Origin of the sequence: Pantoea sp. EKM21T (genome assembly GCF_011800405.1) — a bacterium.
GTDB lineage: Bacteria > Pseudomonadota > Gammaproteobacteria > Enterobacterales > Enterobacteriaceae > Pantoea > Pantoea agglomerans.
Genome location: NZ_JAALFV010000004.1, coordinates 128,074 through 143,530, shown reverse-complemented (window position 1 = coordinate 143,530; position 15,457 = coordinate 128,074). Strand labels below are relative to the sequence as shown.

At 52.7% G+C, this 15,457-nt stretch carries 15 protein-coding genes and 4 pseudogenes; 9 read left to right on the top strand and 10 right to left on the bottom strand.

What is annotated here, in order from left to right; translation table 11 throughout:
• Positions 1-242 precede the first annotated feature (242 nt).
• Together zwf and HFD87_RS09520 are read left to right on the top strand one after the other, a co-directional pair.
• Positions 243-1,718, top strand: a complete 1,476-nt coding sequence (zwf, locus tag HFD87_RS09525; RefSeq protein ID WP_010258671.1) for a glucose-6-phosphate dehydrogenase — start codon at positions 243-245, stop codon at positions 1,716-1,718.
• Between the two features lie 214 nt (positions 1,719-1,932).
• Positions 1,933-2,571 (top strand): bifunctional 4-hydroxy-2-oxoglutarate aldolase/2-dehydro-3-deoxy-phosphogluconate aldolase, encoded by a 639-nt coding sequence (locus tag HFD87_RS09520; RefSeq protein ID WP_010258674.1) that lies wholly within the window; start codon positions 1,933-1,935, stop codon positions 2,569-2,571.
• Positions 2,572-2,605: 34 nt separating this feature from the next.
• Here HFD87_RS09520 and purT read toward each other — a convergent pair whose 3' ends face one another.
• Positions 2,606-3,784 carry a formate-dependent phosphoribosylglycinamide formyltransferase gene (gene purT / locus HFD87_RS09515; RefSeq protein ID WP_167423296.1) on the bottom strand — a complete coding sequence of 393 codons (1,179 nt, stop codon included), beginning with the start codon at positions 3,782-3,784 and terminating at the stop codon, positions 2,606-2,608.
• A gap of 166 nt (positions 3,785-3,950) precedes the next feature.
• Here purT and HFD87_RS09510 point away from each other — a divergent pair, with 166 nt between their 5' ends.
• Together HFD87_RS09510 and HFD87_RS09505 are read left to right on the top strand one after the other, a co-directional pair.
• Positions 3,951-4,607, top strand: a complete 657-nt coding sequence (locus tag HFD87_RS09510) for a tellurite resistance TerB family protein (protein ID WP_010258682.1) — start codon at positions 3,951-3,953, stop codon at positions 4,605-4,607.
• Between the two features lie 126 nt (positions 4,608-4,733).
• Positions 4,734-6,797, top strand: a complete 2,064-nt coding sequence (locus HFD87_RS09505) for a prolyl oligopeptidase family serine peptidase (protein WP_167423295.1) — start codon at positions 4,734-4,736, stop codon at positions 6,795-6,797.
• On the opposite strand, the gene exoX is transcribed toward HFD87_RS09505, so the two are convergent.
• Together exoX and HFD87_RS09495 are read right to left on the bottom strand one after the other, a co-directional pair.
• Complete coding sequence (gene exoX, locus HFD87_RS09500; RefSeq protein ID WP_022625523.1) at positions 6,791-7,462, bottom strand: exodeoxyribonuclease X; 672 nt, start codon at positions 7,460-7,462, stop codon at positions 6,791-6,793. The two genes, HFD87_RS09505 and exoX, sit on opposite strands and share 7 nt — an antisense overlap.
• Positions 7,459-7,692, bottom strand: coding sequence for a DNA polymerase III subunit theta (locus HFD87_RS09495; RefSeq protein WP_010258692.1), 234 nt, complete (start codon positions 7,690-7,692; stop codon positions 7,459-7,461). The genes exoX and HFD87_RS09495 overlap by 4 nt, the downstream gene beginning before the upstream one ends.
• Before the next feature lie 151 nt (positions 7,693-7,843).
• Between HFD87_RS09495 and copC the strand changes: the two genes are divergently transcribed.
• From copC to HFD87_RS09470, 5 genes are all read left to right on the top strand, one after another.
• The gene (copC, locus tag HFD87_RS09490) at positions 7,844-8,221 is read left to right on the top strand and encodes a copper homeostasis periplasmic binding protein CopC (protein ID WP_010258695.1); all 378 of its coding nucleotides are present in this window, start codon (positions 7,844-7,846) and stop codon (positions 8,219-8,221) included.
• A gap of 5 nt (positions 8,222-8,226) precedes the next feature.
• A complete protein-coding gene (copD, locus tag HFD87_RS09485; protein WP_167423294.1) occupies positions 8,227-9,102 on the top strand; it encodes a copper homeostasis membrane protein CopD in 876 nt (291 codons plus the stop codon).
• Between the two features lie 28 nt (positions 9,103-9,130).
• A complete protein-coding gene (locus HFD87_RS09480; RefSeq protein WP_010258700.1) occupies positions 9,131-9,478 on the top strand; it encodes a YebY family protein in 348 nt (115 codons plus the stop codon).
• 564 nt (positions 9,479-10,042) lie between these two features.
• Positions 10,043-10,705 (top strand): hypothetical protein, encoded by a 663-nt coding sequence (locus tag HFD87_RS09475; RefSeq protein ID WP_243207471.1) that lies wholly within the window; start codon positions 10,043-10,045, stop codon positions 10,703-10,705.
• Positions 10,706-10,726: 21 nt separating this feature from the next.
• Positions 10,727-11,167, top strand: coding sequence for a hypothetical protein (locus HFD87_RS09470; RefSeq protein WP_167423293.1), 441 nt, complete (start codon positions 10,727-10,729; stop codon positions 11,165-11,167).
• Between the two features lie 154 nt (positions 11,168-11,321).
• Here the strand turns inward: HFD87_RS09470 and HFD87_RS23155 are convergent, their stop codons facing one another.
• From HFD87_RS23155 to HFD87_RS09435, 7 genes and pseudogenes are all read right to left on the bottom strand, one after another.
• Positions 11,322-11,693, bottom strand: a complete 372-nt coding sequence (locus tag HFD87_RS23155; RefSeq protein ID WP_371742429.1) for a hypothetical protein — start codon at positions 11,691-11,693, stop codon at positions 11,322-11,324.
• Positions 11,694-11,713: 20 nt separating this feature from the next.
• Positions 11,714-12,309, bottom strand: a pseudogene (locus HFD87_RS09455) (phage baseplate assembly protein V).
• Between the two features lie 76 nt (positions 12,310-12,385).
• A complete protein-coding gene (locus HFD87_RS09450; RefSeq protein WP_167423292.1) occupies positions 12,386-13,906 on the bottom strand; it encodes a caspase family protein in 1,521 nt (506 codons plus the stop codon).
• Positions 13,907-13,932: 26 nt separating this feature from the next.
• A pseudogene (locus HFD87_RS09445) lies at positions 13,933-14,379 on the bottom strand (phage virion morphogenesis protein).
• The gene (locus tag HFD87_RS09440) at positions 14,376-14,792 is read right to left on the bottom strand and encodes a phage tail protein (protein WP_243207478.1); all 417 of its coding nucleotides are present in this window, start codon (positions 14,790-14,792) and stop codon (positions 14,376-14,378) included. The pseudogene HFD87_RS09445 and the gene HFD87_RS09440 overlap by 4 nt, the downstream one beginning before the upstream one ends.
• Positions 14,776-14,992 (bottom strand): annotated as a pseudogene (gene lysC / locus HFD87_RS22980) (Rz1-like lysis system protein LysC); the annotation flags it as partial. The gene HFD87_RS09440 and the pseudogene lysC, both read right to left, overlap by 17 nt.
• A pseudogene (locus tag HFD87_RS09435) lies at positions 14,989-15,432 on the bottom strand (phage regulatory CII family protein); the annotation flags it as partial. The pseudogenes lysC and HFD87_RS09435, both read right to left, overlap by 4 nt.
• Positions 15,433-15,457: the final 25 nt, after the last annotated feature.

The following is a 15,457-nucleotide window of genomic DNA, read 5'->3' as shown; positions in this document are numbered from 1 at the left end:
TTTTGGGATACTTTGACCGGTGCCTGATTTTCCTGACACCAACAGACACAGAAAAAACCGGCAATCCGCACGTGTCATCACACGCACTTAGCACATCCGGTACAGAGTTAATGCGGTTGACCCGGCGAGTCGGTTTACCTGGCGCGGGGAAAAAAGTACATTGTGCTCAAAGAAAATAATAACCTGGACCCGGTGGCAGAGGATGCATCACCACCGGACTATCCTGCAACGAGGAGAGGAAAATGGCGGTAACACAAACAGCCCAGGCATGCGATCTGGTGATTTTCGGTGCCAAAGGCGATCTTGCACGCCGTAAACTGTTGCCTTCACTGTACCAGTTAGAGAAAGCGGGGCAGATCCACGAGGAAACCCGCATTATTGGTGTCGGCCGTGCCGAGTGGGATAAAGCGGAATACACCAAAGTGGTACGTGAAGCGCTGGAAACCTTCATGAAGGAGAAGATTGACGAAGCGCTGTGGGACAAACTCAGCAATCGTCTCGACTTCTGCAACCTCGATGTCAACGACACCACGCACTTCCCGAAACTGGGCAAGATGCTGGACCAGAAAAATCGCACCACCATCAACTACTTCGCCATGCCACCCAGCACCTTTGGCGCCATCTGTCAGGGTCTGGGCACCGCGAAGCTGAATGCTAAACCGGCGCGCGTAGTGATGGAGAAGCCGCTGGGTACCTCACTGGAAACCTCGCAGGAGATCAACGACAGCGTTGGTGAGTACTTTGATGAGAGCCAGGTGTTCCGTATTGACCACTATCTCGGCAAAGAGACCGTGCTTAACCTGCTGGCGCTGCGCTTTGCTAACTCTATCTTCGTAAATAACTGGGATAACCGCACCATCGACCACGTCCAGATTACCGTGGCCGAAGAAGTGGGTATCGAAGGCCGCTGGGGTTACTTCGATAAAGCGGGCCAGATGCGCGACATGATCCAGAACCACCTGCTGCAGATTCTGACCATGATCGCCATGTCACCGCCGTCCGACCTCAGCGCCGACAGCATCCGTGACGAAAAAGTTAAAGTGCTGCGCTCGCTGCGCCGCATCGATCAGACCAACGTGCGTGAGAAAACTGTTCGCGGCCAGTACACCGCCGGCTTTGTGCAGGGCAAAAAAGTGCCTGGCTACCTGGAAGAAGAGGGTGCCAATAAGTCGAGCGCCACAGAGACCTTCGTGGCAATTCGTGTCGATATCGACAACTGGCGCTGGGCGGGTGTGCCGTTCTACCTGCGCACCGGTAAGCGTTTGCCGACCAAGTGTTCAGAAGTCGTGGTCTACTTCAAAAACCCGGAAATGAACCTGTTTAAAGACTCCTACTCCGAGCTGCCGCAGAACAAGCTGACGATTCGTCTGCAGCCGGACGAAGGGGTGGATATCGAGATCCTGAACAAAGTGCCGGGCCTCGATCACAAGCACAAGCTGCAGACCACCAAGCTGGATCTGAGCTACTCCGAGACCTTTAACCAGTCGCACCTTGCCGATGCTTACGAGCGTCTGCTGCTGGAGAGCATGCGTGGTATCCAGGCGCTGTTTGTGCGCCGCGATGAAGTTGAAGCCGCGTGGACCTATGTCGATTCTATTATCGACGCCTGGGCTGCGGATGGCGACTCTTCCAAGCCGTATCAGGCGGGCACCTGGGGCCCGGTGGCCTCAGTGGCGATGATTACCCGCGATGGCCGCTCGTGGAACGAGTTCGAATAACGGAAGTGATGATGAAGCCCGCAGCGCGGGCTTTTTTTTCGCCCTTAAACCGGGCCAGCCGATACGAATAAAATTGAACTGCCGTTTCAAAATGGTCGCAGGATGATAGACGCTCAGGAAGCTGATCATGTATGGTAGTGACGCAATTTACAGGGCAGGAGCCGATGCTCCATGACCGGGTCGCAATCCCGGTGTTATCAAGCAAGGGGAACTGATGAAAAACTGGAAAACGAGTGCAGAACAGATTCTGACCACCGGACCTGTGGTGCCGGTCATCGTTGTGAACAAACTGGAACACGCCGTGCCGATGGCAAAAGCGCTGGTGGCAGGCGGTGTCAGAGTGCTGGAAGTGACGCTGCGCACGCCAGTGGCGATGGATGCCTTACGTGCGATGATCAAAGAAGTGCCGGATGCGATCGTTGGTGCGGGAACGGTGATTAATCCGCAGCAGTTACAGGAAGTGACCGATGCCGGTGCGCAGTTTGTGATCAGTCCTGGCGTCACCGAGTCGCTGCTGAAAGCGGCGGTTGAAGGGCCGGTACCGTTGATTCCCGGCATCAGCACCGTTTCTGAGTTAATGACCGGTATGGACTACGGTCTGCGCGAGTTCAAGTTTTTCCCGGCAGAAGCGAACGGCGGCGTTAAAGCGCTGCAGGCAATTGGCGGACCCTTCCCGCAGGTGCGATTCTGCCCGACCGGCGGCATCTCTCCGGCGAACTACCGTGACTATCTGGCGCTGAAAAGCGTGCTGTGCATCGGCGGTTCCTGGCTGGTGCCCAACGACGCACTGGAAGCGGGCGACTGGGATCGCATCACCCGCCTGGCACGCGAAGCTGTTGAAGGCGCGAAGTAAGTTATGGCGGTGAGCGTCTGCTCACCGCACACGTTTATCCCTGAACCGTGACCGCTGCTGCGCTGGCAACGGCACGCGCAATAGCCTGATCGGTGCTGTCACCGCTGGCGAGCGCCACGCCCAGACGACGCTGACCGCTGATTTCCGGCTTGCCGAACAGACGCAGTTGCAGACCGGCACCCAGCGCCGCTTCGACATTCACAAACTGCACATTCTGGCTGGTGAGTTGCGGCAGAATAACGGCGGACGCTGACGGACCATACTGGCGAATCGCGCCAATCGGCAGACCGAGAAACGCCCGCACGTGCAGCGCAAACTCTGACAGATCCTGCGAAATCAGCGTCACCATGCCGGTGTCGTGAGGACGCGGCGAAACTTCGCTGAATACCACCTCATCACCGCAGACAAACAGCTCAACGCCAAACAAGCCATAGCCTCCCAGCGCCTTAACCACCTGCGCGGCAACCTCCTGCGCCCGCTGCAGCGCCACATCACTCATCTGCTGCGGCTGCCAGGATTCACGGTAATCGCCATCCTCCTGACGGTGACCAATCGGCGCACAGAAATGAATGCCATCGACTGCGCTGATGGTGAGCAGGGTGATCTCGAAATCGAAGTCGACAACGCCTTCTACAATGACGCGTCCGGCACCCGCGCGGCCACCCTGTTGCGCATAGTCCCAGGCGTTATCGAGCTGGCTGGCATCGCGGATAAAGCTCTGACCTTTGCCGGATGAACTCATTACCGGCTTCACAATGCAGGGAAAGCCGATTTCGGTAGCCGCTTCATCAAAGCGCGCCTTGCTGTCGGCAAAGCGATAGCGGGAGGTCGGCAGAGAGAGCTCTTCAGCCGCCAGCCGACGAATGCCTTCGCGGTTCATGGTCAGCCGGGCGGCACGGGCAGTCGGCACCACGCGCTGGCCTTGCTGCTCCAGCTCAACCAGGGTCTCCGTGGCGATAGCTTCGATTTCCGGTACGACAAAATCAGGCTTCTCTTCAGCAATCAGCGCAGCCAGTGCCGCGCCATCCAGCATGTTAATCACATGGCTGCGATGGGCGACGTGCATCGCCGGGGCATCGGCGTAACGATCAACCGCGATCACTTCCACACCCAGACGCTGACACTCCAGCGCCACCTCTTTACCCAGTTCACCTGAACCCAATAGCATCACACGCGTTGCTGCCGGACGCAGCGCTGTTCCGAGAGTCGTCATTTCTTCACCTAAGCAGTCAAAATTCGCGCGCAAGTATAAACGAAAACGTTTGCGTTCTCATCTTTCGTCCATCTGACGCGACCTTTTGCCTTACTTTTCCCGCTCTGACGTTTCCTGACATCCTTTTCGTCAGGATAGCGGACTGACATCTTAAAAGGAGTGGATGATGAATAACTGGTTGCAACAAATTCAGTCGGTACTGACGAAGAAGGGCGGTGAGGGCAAATCGGGCGGCGGCTTAAGCGACATGCTGGCGCCGGGTGCGCTGGGCGGCCTGGCCGGTATGCTGATTGCCAGTAAATCGTCGCGAAAACTGCTGACAAAATATGGCGGCAAGGCGCTGATTATCGGTGGCGGTGCGGCTGCGGGCGCGGTGTTATGGAACAAATACAAGCAGCGGGTCAGCGAAGCGCACCAGAATGAACCTGACTTTGGCGTGGCGCAGACGCCGGTTAACCTGCGGGCCGAACGTCTGGTGACGGCGCTGGTGTTTGCCGCCAAAAGCGACGGGCACATTGACGATCAGGAACGGGCAGCCATTGAGCAGAATATTCATCAGTCCGGTTACGGTCAGGAAGCGGAACAGCTGATCCAGAAAGCGATGAACCGCCCGCTGGATCCGCAGTGGCTGGCCGCCGATGTGAAAAACGAGGAGGAGGCGCTGGAACTCTACTTCCTGAGCTGTGCCGCCATCGACGTTGATCACTTCATGGAGCGCAGTTATCTCTCCGCGCTGGGCGACGCGCTGAAAATCCCCCAGGATGTTCGCGACGGTATCCAGCAGGATCTTGAGGCTGAGAAAGCCCGTTTACCCGCCAGTTAATCCCTCTGATATTCCGCTGGCGGGTCACAGGATGTGATCCGCCAGCGGCTGCTTCTCAACCTATACCTGGCTTCCCGCTGCTGAAGTGTTACGCTTACAGATCATTACGTTCACGGAGACGGATGGATGAAAGCACCCATCGCAAAAAAAATACCCCATGAGATGACGCTGCACGGCGAGACGCGCGTTGACGACTACTACTGGCTGCGCGACGACAAGCGCGAAAACAGCGAGGTCCTTGATTACCTGCGTGCCGAAAACAACTACGGCAAAAAAATCATGTCGTCACAGCAGCCACTGCAGGACCGGGTATTAAAAGAGATTATCGATCGGCTGCCGCCTGAAGATCACTCAGTGCCCTATGTGAAAAATGGCTACCGTTATCAGAGCCGCTACCAGAGCGGTAACGAATACCCGGCCTATTACCGCCAGCCTGCCGCGAGCGATGAGTCTGGCGAGTGGAGCCTGCTGCTGGATGCCAACCAGCGCGCCTCGCACAGTGATTTCTATACCATGGGCGCGCTGCATATCAGTCCGGATAACCGGGTCATGGCGCTGGCTGAAGATTTCCTGTCTCGCCGGCAATATGGCATCCGCTTCCGTAACCTGAAGAGTGGCAGCTGGTACCCTGAAGTGCTGAGCAACGCCTCTTCCAGCTTCGCGTGGGGTAATGATTCGCGCACCCTCTACTATGTGCGAAAACACCCGCAGACGCTGCTTTCTTATCAGGTGTGGCGACACGAACTGGGTACGCCGCAGTTCGACGACCAGCTGGTCTATGAAGAGCAGGATGACACTTATCATCTCAGCGTACATAAGACCACCTCCAAGCAGTTCATCATGATTGCCCTCTACAGCACCAACACCAGCGAAATTCAGCTGATTGATGCGAACTTCCCCGACGCGCAGCCCCATGTGTTTCTGCCGCGCCGCCGCGATCATGAGTACAGCATCGACCACTACGATCATCAGTTCTTCATTCGATCCAACCGGGAAGGCGAAAACTTCGGGCTGTACCGCAGCCGCTATCTGGACGAGTCACGCTGGGAAACCCTGATCCCGGCACGGGAACAGGTGGTGATGGAAGATTTTCAGCTGTTTCGGGACTGGCTGGTGGTCGAGGAGCGCCAGCGCGGCTTGACCAGCCTGCGGCAGATCAACTGGGCCAGCGGTGAAACCAGCGGCATCGCCTTCGACGACCCGACCTATGTGACCTGGCTGGCCTACAATCCGACGCCGCGCACCAGCAAACTGCGCTACGGCTATTCATCGATGACCACGCCGACCACGCTGTTTGAACTGGATATGGATACCGGTGAACGCCGCATCCTCAAGCAGAGCGCGGTGAAAGGCTTTAACGCGGAAGATTACAAAAGCGAACACCACTGGATCAAAGTCAGCGATGGCACCGAAGTGCCGGTATCGCTGGTCTATCACCGCAAACATTATCAGCCCGGTCAGAATCCGATGCTGGTGTATGGCTACGGTGCCTACGGCAGCAGTATGGATGCCGACTTCAGCGTCAGCCGCCTGAGCCTGCTGGATCGCGGATTTGTCTATGCGCTGATACAGGTGCGCGGCGGCGGTGAGCTGGGGCAGCAATGGTATGACGGCGGTCGCCTGCTGAACAAAATGAACAGCTTCACCGATTTTATCGATGTCACTAACGCGCTGGTGGCGCGTGGCATCGGACACCCGGAACGACTCTATGCCATGGGTGGCAGCGCGGGTGGCTTACTCATGGGCGGGGTGATTAACCTGGCACCGCAGCGGTTCCACGGCGTGGTTGCCCAGGTGCCGTTTGTGGATGTGGTCACCACGATGCTGGATGAGTCGATTCCGCTGACCACTGGCGAGTATGACGAGTGGGGCAACCCTAATGATCCTGAGTACTACCGTTATATCCGCCAGTACAGCCCTTATGACAACATCGAGGCGAAAGCCTATCCCCACCTGCTGGTCACCACCGGCCTGCATGATTCGCAGGTGCAGTACTGGGAACCAGCCAAGTGGTTGGCGAAGCTGAGATCGATGAAAACCGACAATAACCTGCTGCTGCTCTGCACCGACATGGATGCGGGTCACGGCGGCAAGTCGGGGCGCTACAAAGCCTATGAAGGGATCGCGATGGAATACACCTTCCTGCTGGGGCTGGCGCAGGGCACCTTACCGCCAGCCCAGGATTACTGAGATTCGGTCAGGTACTTACGCAGCGCCTGCCGCAATGGCGGGCGCAGATCGCTGACGTTATCCAGCATCCACTTCAGATAGCCCGGATCCTTGCGCGCGACCACCGCGATCGCCTGGCCGCGGTATTTGCCAAAGGGCAGAACGTCGTCGCGCTGGGCTGCCGGTTGTGACCGCACAATCATCTCGGAGGCACTCCAGCCGGAGGTCTCCATAATACGAATCAGCAGCGCCGCCGTAACATAGCAATCATAGAGCGCGCGGTGGGCATGCAGGTCGGCGGGCGGCGTGACATCCAGCTTCAGCGAATGACGCAGTGCCTGGTTACCATATTTAATGCCCGGCCAGAGCTGACGCGCCAGCTGCATGGTGCAGATCCACTCTCCGTACATCTCCGGCAGCATCCGGCGATCAAAACTGGCGTTGTGCGCCACGTAAAAAGCACTGCCGTGATAGCGTGGGATCGCCTCTTCAATGGTCGGCTTACCGGCGACCATTGCTTCGGTGATGCGATGCACGGCCATCGCCTGACGGCTGATAGGGCGGTCGGGCAGGGTGAGATCGCTCATCGGATTCACAATCTGGCCGTTGACCACATCCACGGACGCCACTTCGACTACGCCACCCTGCAGGCCGCAGGTTTCGGTATCAATAACGCGAAATATCATTGCTTCATCTTCGGTTCATAAGGAAGGCGCGACAGGCTGAGCGACGCCTGGCGGTAGTGCATCAGACGCTGACGAAACCAGTCACGCAGCGCTTCGGGCTGCTCCTGCGCCACCATTTCGGCGACGATCGGCATGTTATAGCGCTCTTTAAACGCCACACCCGCTGCCGCCAAATCGACATTAATTTTGTCTTTCTCTTCCTGGGACAGCAGGGCAAGGTTATGGCTCATAATATTCTCCTGACGATAGCGGGCAAAAGTAATGTTTTCGGCGGTCTGAATCAAGGATAAAGGATCGCATCGCTGGCCTCGACAGTGCAAATACAGCAGCGTATCCTTTTGCCACGTTTATCGCCCTGGCGGCGGTTAAAAGGATGATCTTATGCATAAAAAACTGATTTCCCGCATGGTTATTGCGCTGGCGACAGCCGGACTGATGACATTCAGTTCGCTGGCAGCGGCGCATGCGCATCTCCAGTCTTCTATCCCGGCGGCCAAAGCGCAGGTAACGACATCCACCGATGCGCTGACGCTGAACTTCAGTGAAGATATTGAAGCGGCATTCAGCGGCGTTACTCTGCTGGATAGTGAACAGAAGCCTGTCGCCACTGCTAAAGCCCGCGTTGAATCTGGCCAGAAAAACCGGTTGATTGTGGGCCTGTCTCAGCCGCTGCAAGCGGGCAGCTATCAGGTTAACTGGCATGTGCTGTCAGTGGATGGACATAAAACCGCAGGAAGCTATCGCTTTAGCGTGAAGTAACTCCGGTGACCACCCTCTGGATCCTGTTACGCGCGCTGCATTTTGCCGCCGTGATGCTGCTGACCGGCAGCGCCTGTTACAGTGCGCTGCTGGCACCCGGACGCTATCGACCCCTGCTGGCGCTAAGATTAAACCCGCTGGTGAAAGGGAGCGCCTGGCTGGCGCTGCTGAGTGCACTGGCGATGCTGGCCTGCCAGAATGTGTTGATGAGCGGCGACAGCGCCAATCTGGCCAATGTCGATATCTGGCTGGCGGTGATTGGCACGCACTTCGGTGGCGTGTGGCTGTGGGAAATCCTGTTTAGCCTGCTGGCCGTTGCCGGTTTGTTACTGACCGGGCGGCTGCGTCAGCAGGTGTTACTGCTGGCGGGTGTTCTGCAACTGGCCTGCATGGCTCTGATTGGTCATGCCGCGATGCGCGATGGCTGGCCGGGATTGTTTCAGCAGCTCAATCATGCACTGCATCTGATTGCCGCGGCGTTCTGGACGGGCGGATTATTGCCTCTGTTGCTGTTGATGCGGGAGGCGCGCCAGATCGATCGCCGCACCGACGCTATCCGCACCATGATGCGCTTTTCGCGCTATGGCCATCTGGCGGTGGCGTTAACGCTGCTGAGTGGCCTGATAAACAGCGTGATGATCGCGGGCTGGCCGCTGACGTGGCACGATTCACGCTACATTGTATTGTTACTGTGTAAAGTGCTGCTGGTTGCCCTGATGGTGCTGGTAGCGCTGATTAACCGATACTGGCTGGTACCGCGATTCCGCCTGGCGGGCAGCGGGACGCAGCAAAAATTTATTCGCATGACGCAGCTTGAACTGCTGCTGGCGTGTGGAGTGGTTGGGCTGGTCAGCGTATTTGCCACGCTGTCGCCAGCCTGAATGTGGTTTAAGAGAGAAAAGGGTAGTTATGTTGCTGAAGAAAGTGATCCCCGCAATCCTGTTGTTATCCGTATGCGGCCAGGCGCTGGCGGCACAAATCATTACCGTCAGCCGCTTTGAGATCGGTAAAGAGAAGTGGCCGTTTAACCGTGAAGAGGTGATGCTGACCTGTGAGAAAGATGGTGCGATGTTTGCCATCAACCCGAGCACGCTGATGACATACCCCCTGAACGATATCGCCGACACACTGTTCAAAAACAAACAGGTGAAAGCGCAGCCGATCAGCGTGATTCAGGTTGAAGATAAAGCGCATCCGGGCCAGATGATGAGTCTGCAGCCGATTGTTGAGCGCACCCAGGCGCTGTGCGGTAAATAAACCTGTCGGGTGCAGCACCGCGCTGCGCCCAACCCCTCTTTTTTGCCGTTGCGATCACAAACTGATCCGGTTTATGGTCCTGCGGCTCCCGTTTGCTGGCAATTCCACCGCGCTGTTCTAATGTTAAATGGCAAGGCGACATCGCCTTCATAAATGCCAACTTTTAGCGCACGGCTCCTTGAGAGCCATTTCCCTGGACCGAATATAGGAATCGTATTCGGTCTTTTTTTGTCAGATGCCGCCCATCAGTTAATGATTTTCAATCAATAACTTAGTCTTTTCCGTTGTGTTCTTCTGCAAGACGCCATTCCATTATGTCATTGCCCTTTCTCCTATTCATATAAGTTACAACCCTGCTTTATTACCTCTCTATGAAAGGGACACCGTGGCGATAATCTGCCAGCTTTTTTACTCATGGCTGAAGCCCTGTCAGGAGCATCAGGTATAGGCTGTACAGCCCGTGCGAGAGAAGTTTGCTGAGTGAACGGCGTTGCAGTACTCGGTAATGACCGCTCTACTATCCTGTGGCACTCTATTAAGTCACATGAAAATGAGGGAACGATAATGAATGCAGGGAATGCAATCACAGAACCTGGCAGATATTACACATTTCAGTCACCACTTTCGGGCAACGTATTTTTTGAATTGAGACCACGTGTGCTGCCACGAAACGCACAGCCGGTGCTGGATGAGTCCAGCGGCATGTGCATTGGTTATTCTGTGGCTCAGGCTCCCGGTCTGTGGCAGATATACGATGTGCAGGGGCATTTTGTTCGACTTGAAGAGGCACCTCTCGAAACGCCACTGATTGATCCTACAGACATAGCGCTTCTTGCGTTTGGTGTATTTCGAATTTTCCGCGCTGGCCGCGCATTATTGGAGGCTGGTACACGAGCTGCTATAAGTGCCAGACTCAGCCAGGCAACAATAATGTTCCTGCGTGCCAGGTTAAAAACGGGTTTATCGGCGTGTAACCTGAAAATGACCGAAACAGCGGCGAGGCACATGTATGAGCCGGGTCGCTATGTTCCGTTACATATTCAGGAAAGAGCTATCCGCTATGGCAGACGCATGGCCGATCCTCGCAACGGAGAGGGTATGTATCGTTATGAAACGGAAATGTATAAATTACACCATAAGAAAAATATCACTGAGTATAAGAAGTACACTCTTGAGGTTGTGGTAAGGGTATCAGATTGGACGATAACTCATTTTAAGTATTTTTGATTAACCGACAGGAACGTACATATGTTTGATATCAGAGATGAAGAATTCGTTTTTGCGGTGTCGCCTTTTGAACGGGTTGTCGATAACGAAGTCGATCCGGTTAATCATCACTGGGATTGGATACAGTCCTGGATAGAATTCTCGGTAAGCGGCCTGAAGGTGGCGTTTAAGACTAAGTTCACTGTTGGAGAGTTGAAAATGTTGAAAAAAGAATTTTCAGCTTTTCATCAGGCGATAATTGCTCAGCAAAAGTTAAAGTCGTTTAAATATCAGAGCGATATTCATCAGCTTGATATGATACTGACAAATGAAAATACTATTGATAGCGTAACTATTGATTTTATCCTCCGACCGGAACCCCATGCCGACAGCGTTCAGGTTAAAGGCAGCTTTGGCCTTAATGAAAGCTATTTCCCTGACATTCTGAAGAGGCTGGATGAAATGATTCAATGGCAGAATTAAAGATTTCGCCATTGAAAATTTTTACTGAAAAATTCGGGCGTAGAATGGATTTTAATTCAGTCCTTTACGTCTATGCACTATTCGATGCGGCAGTATCAAGTACCTGTACTGCTTGCATGTAGTTCATCCATGCCGTAAGCAATGCCTCCCAAGGTCAGCGTGTAACCCGTGCAGTAAGCGGTCTGCGTTTGTCGAGCACCACGTCAGCGGAAGGCTTGATAAGGTTGACGCGCTGCACGCTCTCAACGTGTATGGCGGCATAGAGCGCAGACAGGCGAATGGTCGCGGCCAAGTCGTTTTTGCGCGATAACGTATGCGGTGAGCTTCGCCTCAAAGGCACTCTATAGTCAGCCGACATAATCTGCAGGCGCAGCTCCTCGTTTTGCGCCTGGTCAATCAGCGTGGATAAAAGCGAACCATACTGGCGGTGCATCACTCTGGTGCCGACAGGGGGCAGCAGAATGTCACGCACGGATTGCTGGATGTGATCGAGGTCGGTCAGCATGCCGCCGGTTTCCCTTTCCATGCCGATGTATTATACGGTTGTCATACTGGCGCTCCCGTTTTTCCGTCTTTGTCGTCCGGATATAAATGCGAACGCCATACCTTGCTGTTGGAGGAAAGATTGCCGCCGGTATGCTTACGTTGCCTTTCATCGTGCCGCCTTGGGTGACTTCTAACTGCGCAGTTTTGAGTAGCGCTGTGCATGCCACTTCTGGCGAGTAAAACAGGATTTTTACCGACGCTTTGATGGTTGCCGTCTTTATTCCGGTTGCGGTCAGCGCGCCGGTTTACGGCTCGTACTCGATCACCGCGCCATCAGGAAACGACCATTACAGCGCATCGGCCGAGGCAAACAGAACAGGGTATGATCTGAGTAATGCCCGGAAGCACTAGACCGGTATCGAGTTCGCAGCCCAGGCACAGAATGAGAACCTGCTCACCAACTGACGACGCACTTCAAGAACGGGTTTTAAACGCGCGGGCGCTCAGCCACTACAACCAGTGCAGCTAGTTGGTTGTGTTTTTCCTGTAGCGACATGGCATAGAACGCCATCAAGATTGACGGCCTATACGGTTCCGATGAGGATCAGGTTGCGCAGCAGGCGCTGAATTTCTGCGAGTTGTTCGTATGATTTCATAAAGTGAAGCATGCTTCATTTGAAAACATGCTTCACTACAAGAGTGTTTGACTACCGACTACCAGGCACAGTTTGGCTATTTAGTGTTTTTACCGTTTTTCTGTGGCTTAGCTACGTTAGGGTTTAATGCAGGTACTTCACGAACAATATCAGTGTTCAGTCTTTTTATTATTGGCTCCAAAGAGAAATCCTTAAATCTTAAATAAACACTCGAAATGTAATTTTTAATTTCATCCGCATTTGTTAAATCAAATGCTTTTGAAGTCCACTTTGCATATTCTTTTAGGGCTATTTCTTTATCCCAATCTGTTGTCTTAAATGCTATGAAGGTTGTTAGAATGGCAATTCTTGTCTCTGATATAAAAAAAAGCCAAATACATTCACATGAATTAATGTTGGGGAATCTCCTCTCAGCTTTACTAATAATATTGCAGAAAGGTATTTCGGTTGTATTTGTTATATCGGTACATACTTCCTCATCTACTTCCTTATACTCATATTCAGCAGGGACCCCCATTACCGACATTGTTATGAGGTTATGAATTCCTTGTTTACGGACTTGTTTCTTTACTTTGTGTGTTTCCCAATAAGGCGCTACAAAAAAATCATCTGAAGAAGACTTCAACCATTCCGCTGCATGGGTTAATTTTGGCAACGATGAGTTGTATTGGTTTGTTATGTGACTTAGCTGGAAAAGTTCTTTTGCATCATGGTCTTCAAATTTTTCCTTTGATTTTATCATATCCTCTATTTCAAGTAGCAAATGTATAGCACTATCTTTATCGAGATATCTTTTTGCATCTGCTTTTATTTTTTCGAGTAGAGATGCCAATGATGCCTTGTTAGCATCAGGGATTAAATCAAGGTTTGCACTTAAAGTTTTATTTATCAATTCTTTTAAGGCTACATCTACAGAAATAAATGTTTCTGTAAAGCTTGCCTGGCTAATAAATAAAGGAGTTTGGTTCTTGTTACCTTGGAATGAATCAGAAACATAGTCCATTATTTCTTTATACCTTATCTCTCCCGAGTTACATGAGGTTATTGCCTCGACTATGTATCGAGTAAAATAGCTAATTAAAGGTGAGGCATATGAGTTTTGGTCACTATTAGAGGACAGCATAAAGTAACACTTACTCAGCTCTTTAATTTTCTGTTTCATGAGCTTTTCTAACTCATGATCCGCACTCTTGATATAGTCCACTCCGGATTGACATGCATCAACAATCTTAATGGTCAATTCTGGAGATAAACTTCTTATAAGCTGATCTAACTCACTATTTTCAAGAGATGTTTGTTTTAGTTTTTGAGTGTCTGCGTCACTTAATGCGTAGTGAAATTCATTGTTCGCAAATAACCCATGACCGCTAAAATAAAAAAACAACTCTTCAATGTCATTACCTCTATTCTCGGTAATGAATTTTGTAATGGCAGGCTTGACAATATAACTATTTGTGTTTTCAGAGAGATAAAGAATCTTATCAAACTTTCCAGATTGACTGACTATATTATTTATTATACTTGCATCATTTTTACAAGCTGGAAGTGAGCTAACTAGGCTGTAATCACTAACTCCAATAACTATAGCTAATCTCATGTTGCATTCTCTTTAAGCATAAAAAGCTAGTTTATACTTTTGAAAAGGATTATTTCAATCATTTTTAAATCGTTATAATTTATACCTAATAAAGCCCTTGCTTCATATTTTACTTCTTTTCGAGTATTACTCGGCCGGTCGCGTAACCAGTAATGATGCACGCGGGCCATGCGCTACACGTTACCCGCAAACTCGATCGAGGTCTTTTACGGGCTGGCCTGCGTCTTCATGTATTTAGCGGTGCGCAGCTTTGCGAACATCTCGCGTTTTATGCGGCCCTTTTTGCTGCGCACTGGCTGCGTTTTTAGGGCTTTAAAGGGCGTTCCGTCAGGTGCCTGCTGTTGCTTGATGTTCTACTGTTGACTCGCGCGCAGCTTGCGGCCAATGCTGCTCGCCATCTCTTTACATGCCGGGGCTGACAGGCTGCTGATAAGCGCCTCCAGGCGACCATTTACCAGCTGCAGGTCGCTCATGACTGCCACTCGCTCATAAGCTCGCCCTTAACATAAAGCTGCACCAGCCGGGCGTCATTCAACGGCTGAGGGGGCTCGCCGACGTGAGTCACATGCAGCCCGTGGTCTGCCTGCTTCAAGATCACGTGCTCGCTCAGCTGCAGCTCAATGCTGATATCGCTGGCCGTGTCACTGATAACATCCGCCTGAAAAGTAAACCCCGTCCGGCGCTTTTCCTCGGTTGCCATAATGTCGGGTTCATTCGTCCGCAGCCATGCCAACAGCGGCACGATCAGCAGGTCGATGTTACCAGCGTAGTCGGTAATGACCATGTTAAACCGATATTGGTATTGAATTGACAGCGAGCTGGCGAGCGTCGAGACGATGCGCCCGCTGTCGATAAACACGCTGAGCGCGTCAGGGTTTCGCTGCAGTTACGGCACGCTGTCGGTCAGTGTCTAACGCAGCAGTTATGGTTTCAGCATCGGGTTGTTCCTGGCAGTCTTTGATGATTTCGACCTGCAGCCCGCAGGCGGCGAGCGCGGCCTGCGGGCTGGCGATTATTCGCCGCCAGATCGCCCGCCGTTTTAAGGCTGTTTCCCGGCACCGGGCAGCTTGTCACGCGCGGACAGCCTGAATGCGTGCATGTACTACCATTGCGGCCAGCGTTAAACAGCGAATACCGCTATTAACATTCTGCAGCAGGCCGCGTTTACAGTTGGCGGTCATAGGTTCTTTAGAGATTGCGCCAGCTGCTAACTAGCCTACTTCTGCGGTGGCTTTCATGACATACAAGGGGAATTTTTCATCTGCGACTTCGTTTACCGGCACGCAGGGGAGGCACTGTATTTGCGCCAGCAAGCCATCAACTAACGTTGCATCCTCAGTGACATCGGTAAGGGCTAAAACCTCTAAGACGGTAAGCTGATGCGGCTGGTCTGGATTCAGTTTATTACGCAGCGTTTGCGCACGCATGCCGGACTGCTTAGCTACATCTTCCATATTGTGAGCTAACGCGAATTTACGGCAGGCATCGTTATAATGGGTATGGGTAGAAACCTTGAAATCAAATATGCTCAGATCCTTCTTAACTTGCAAA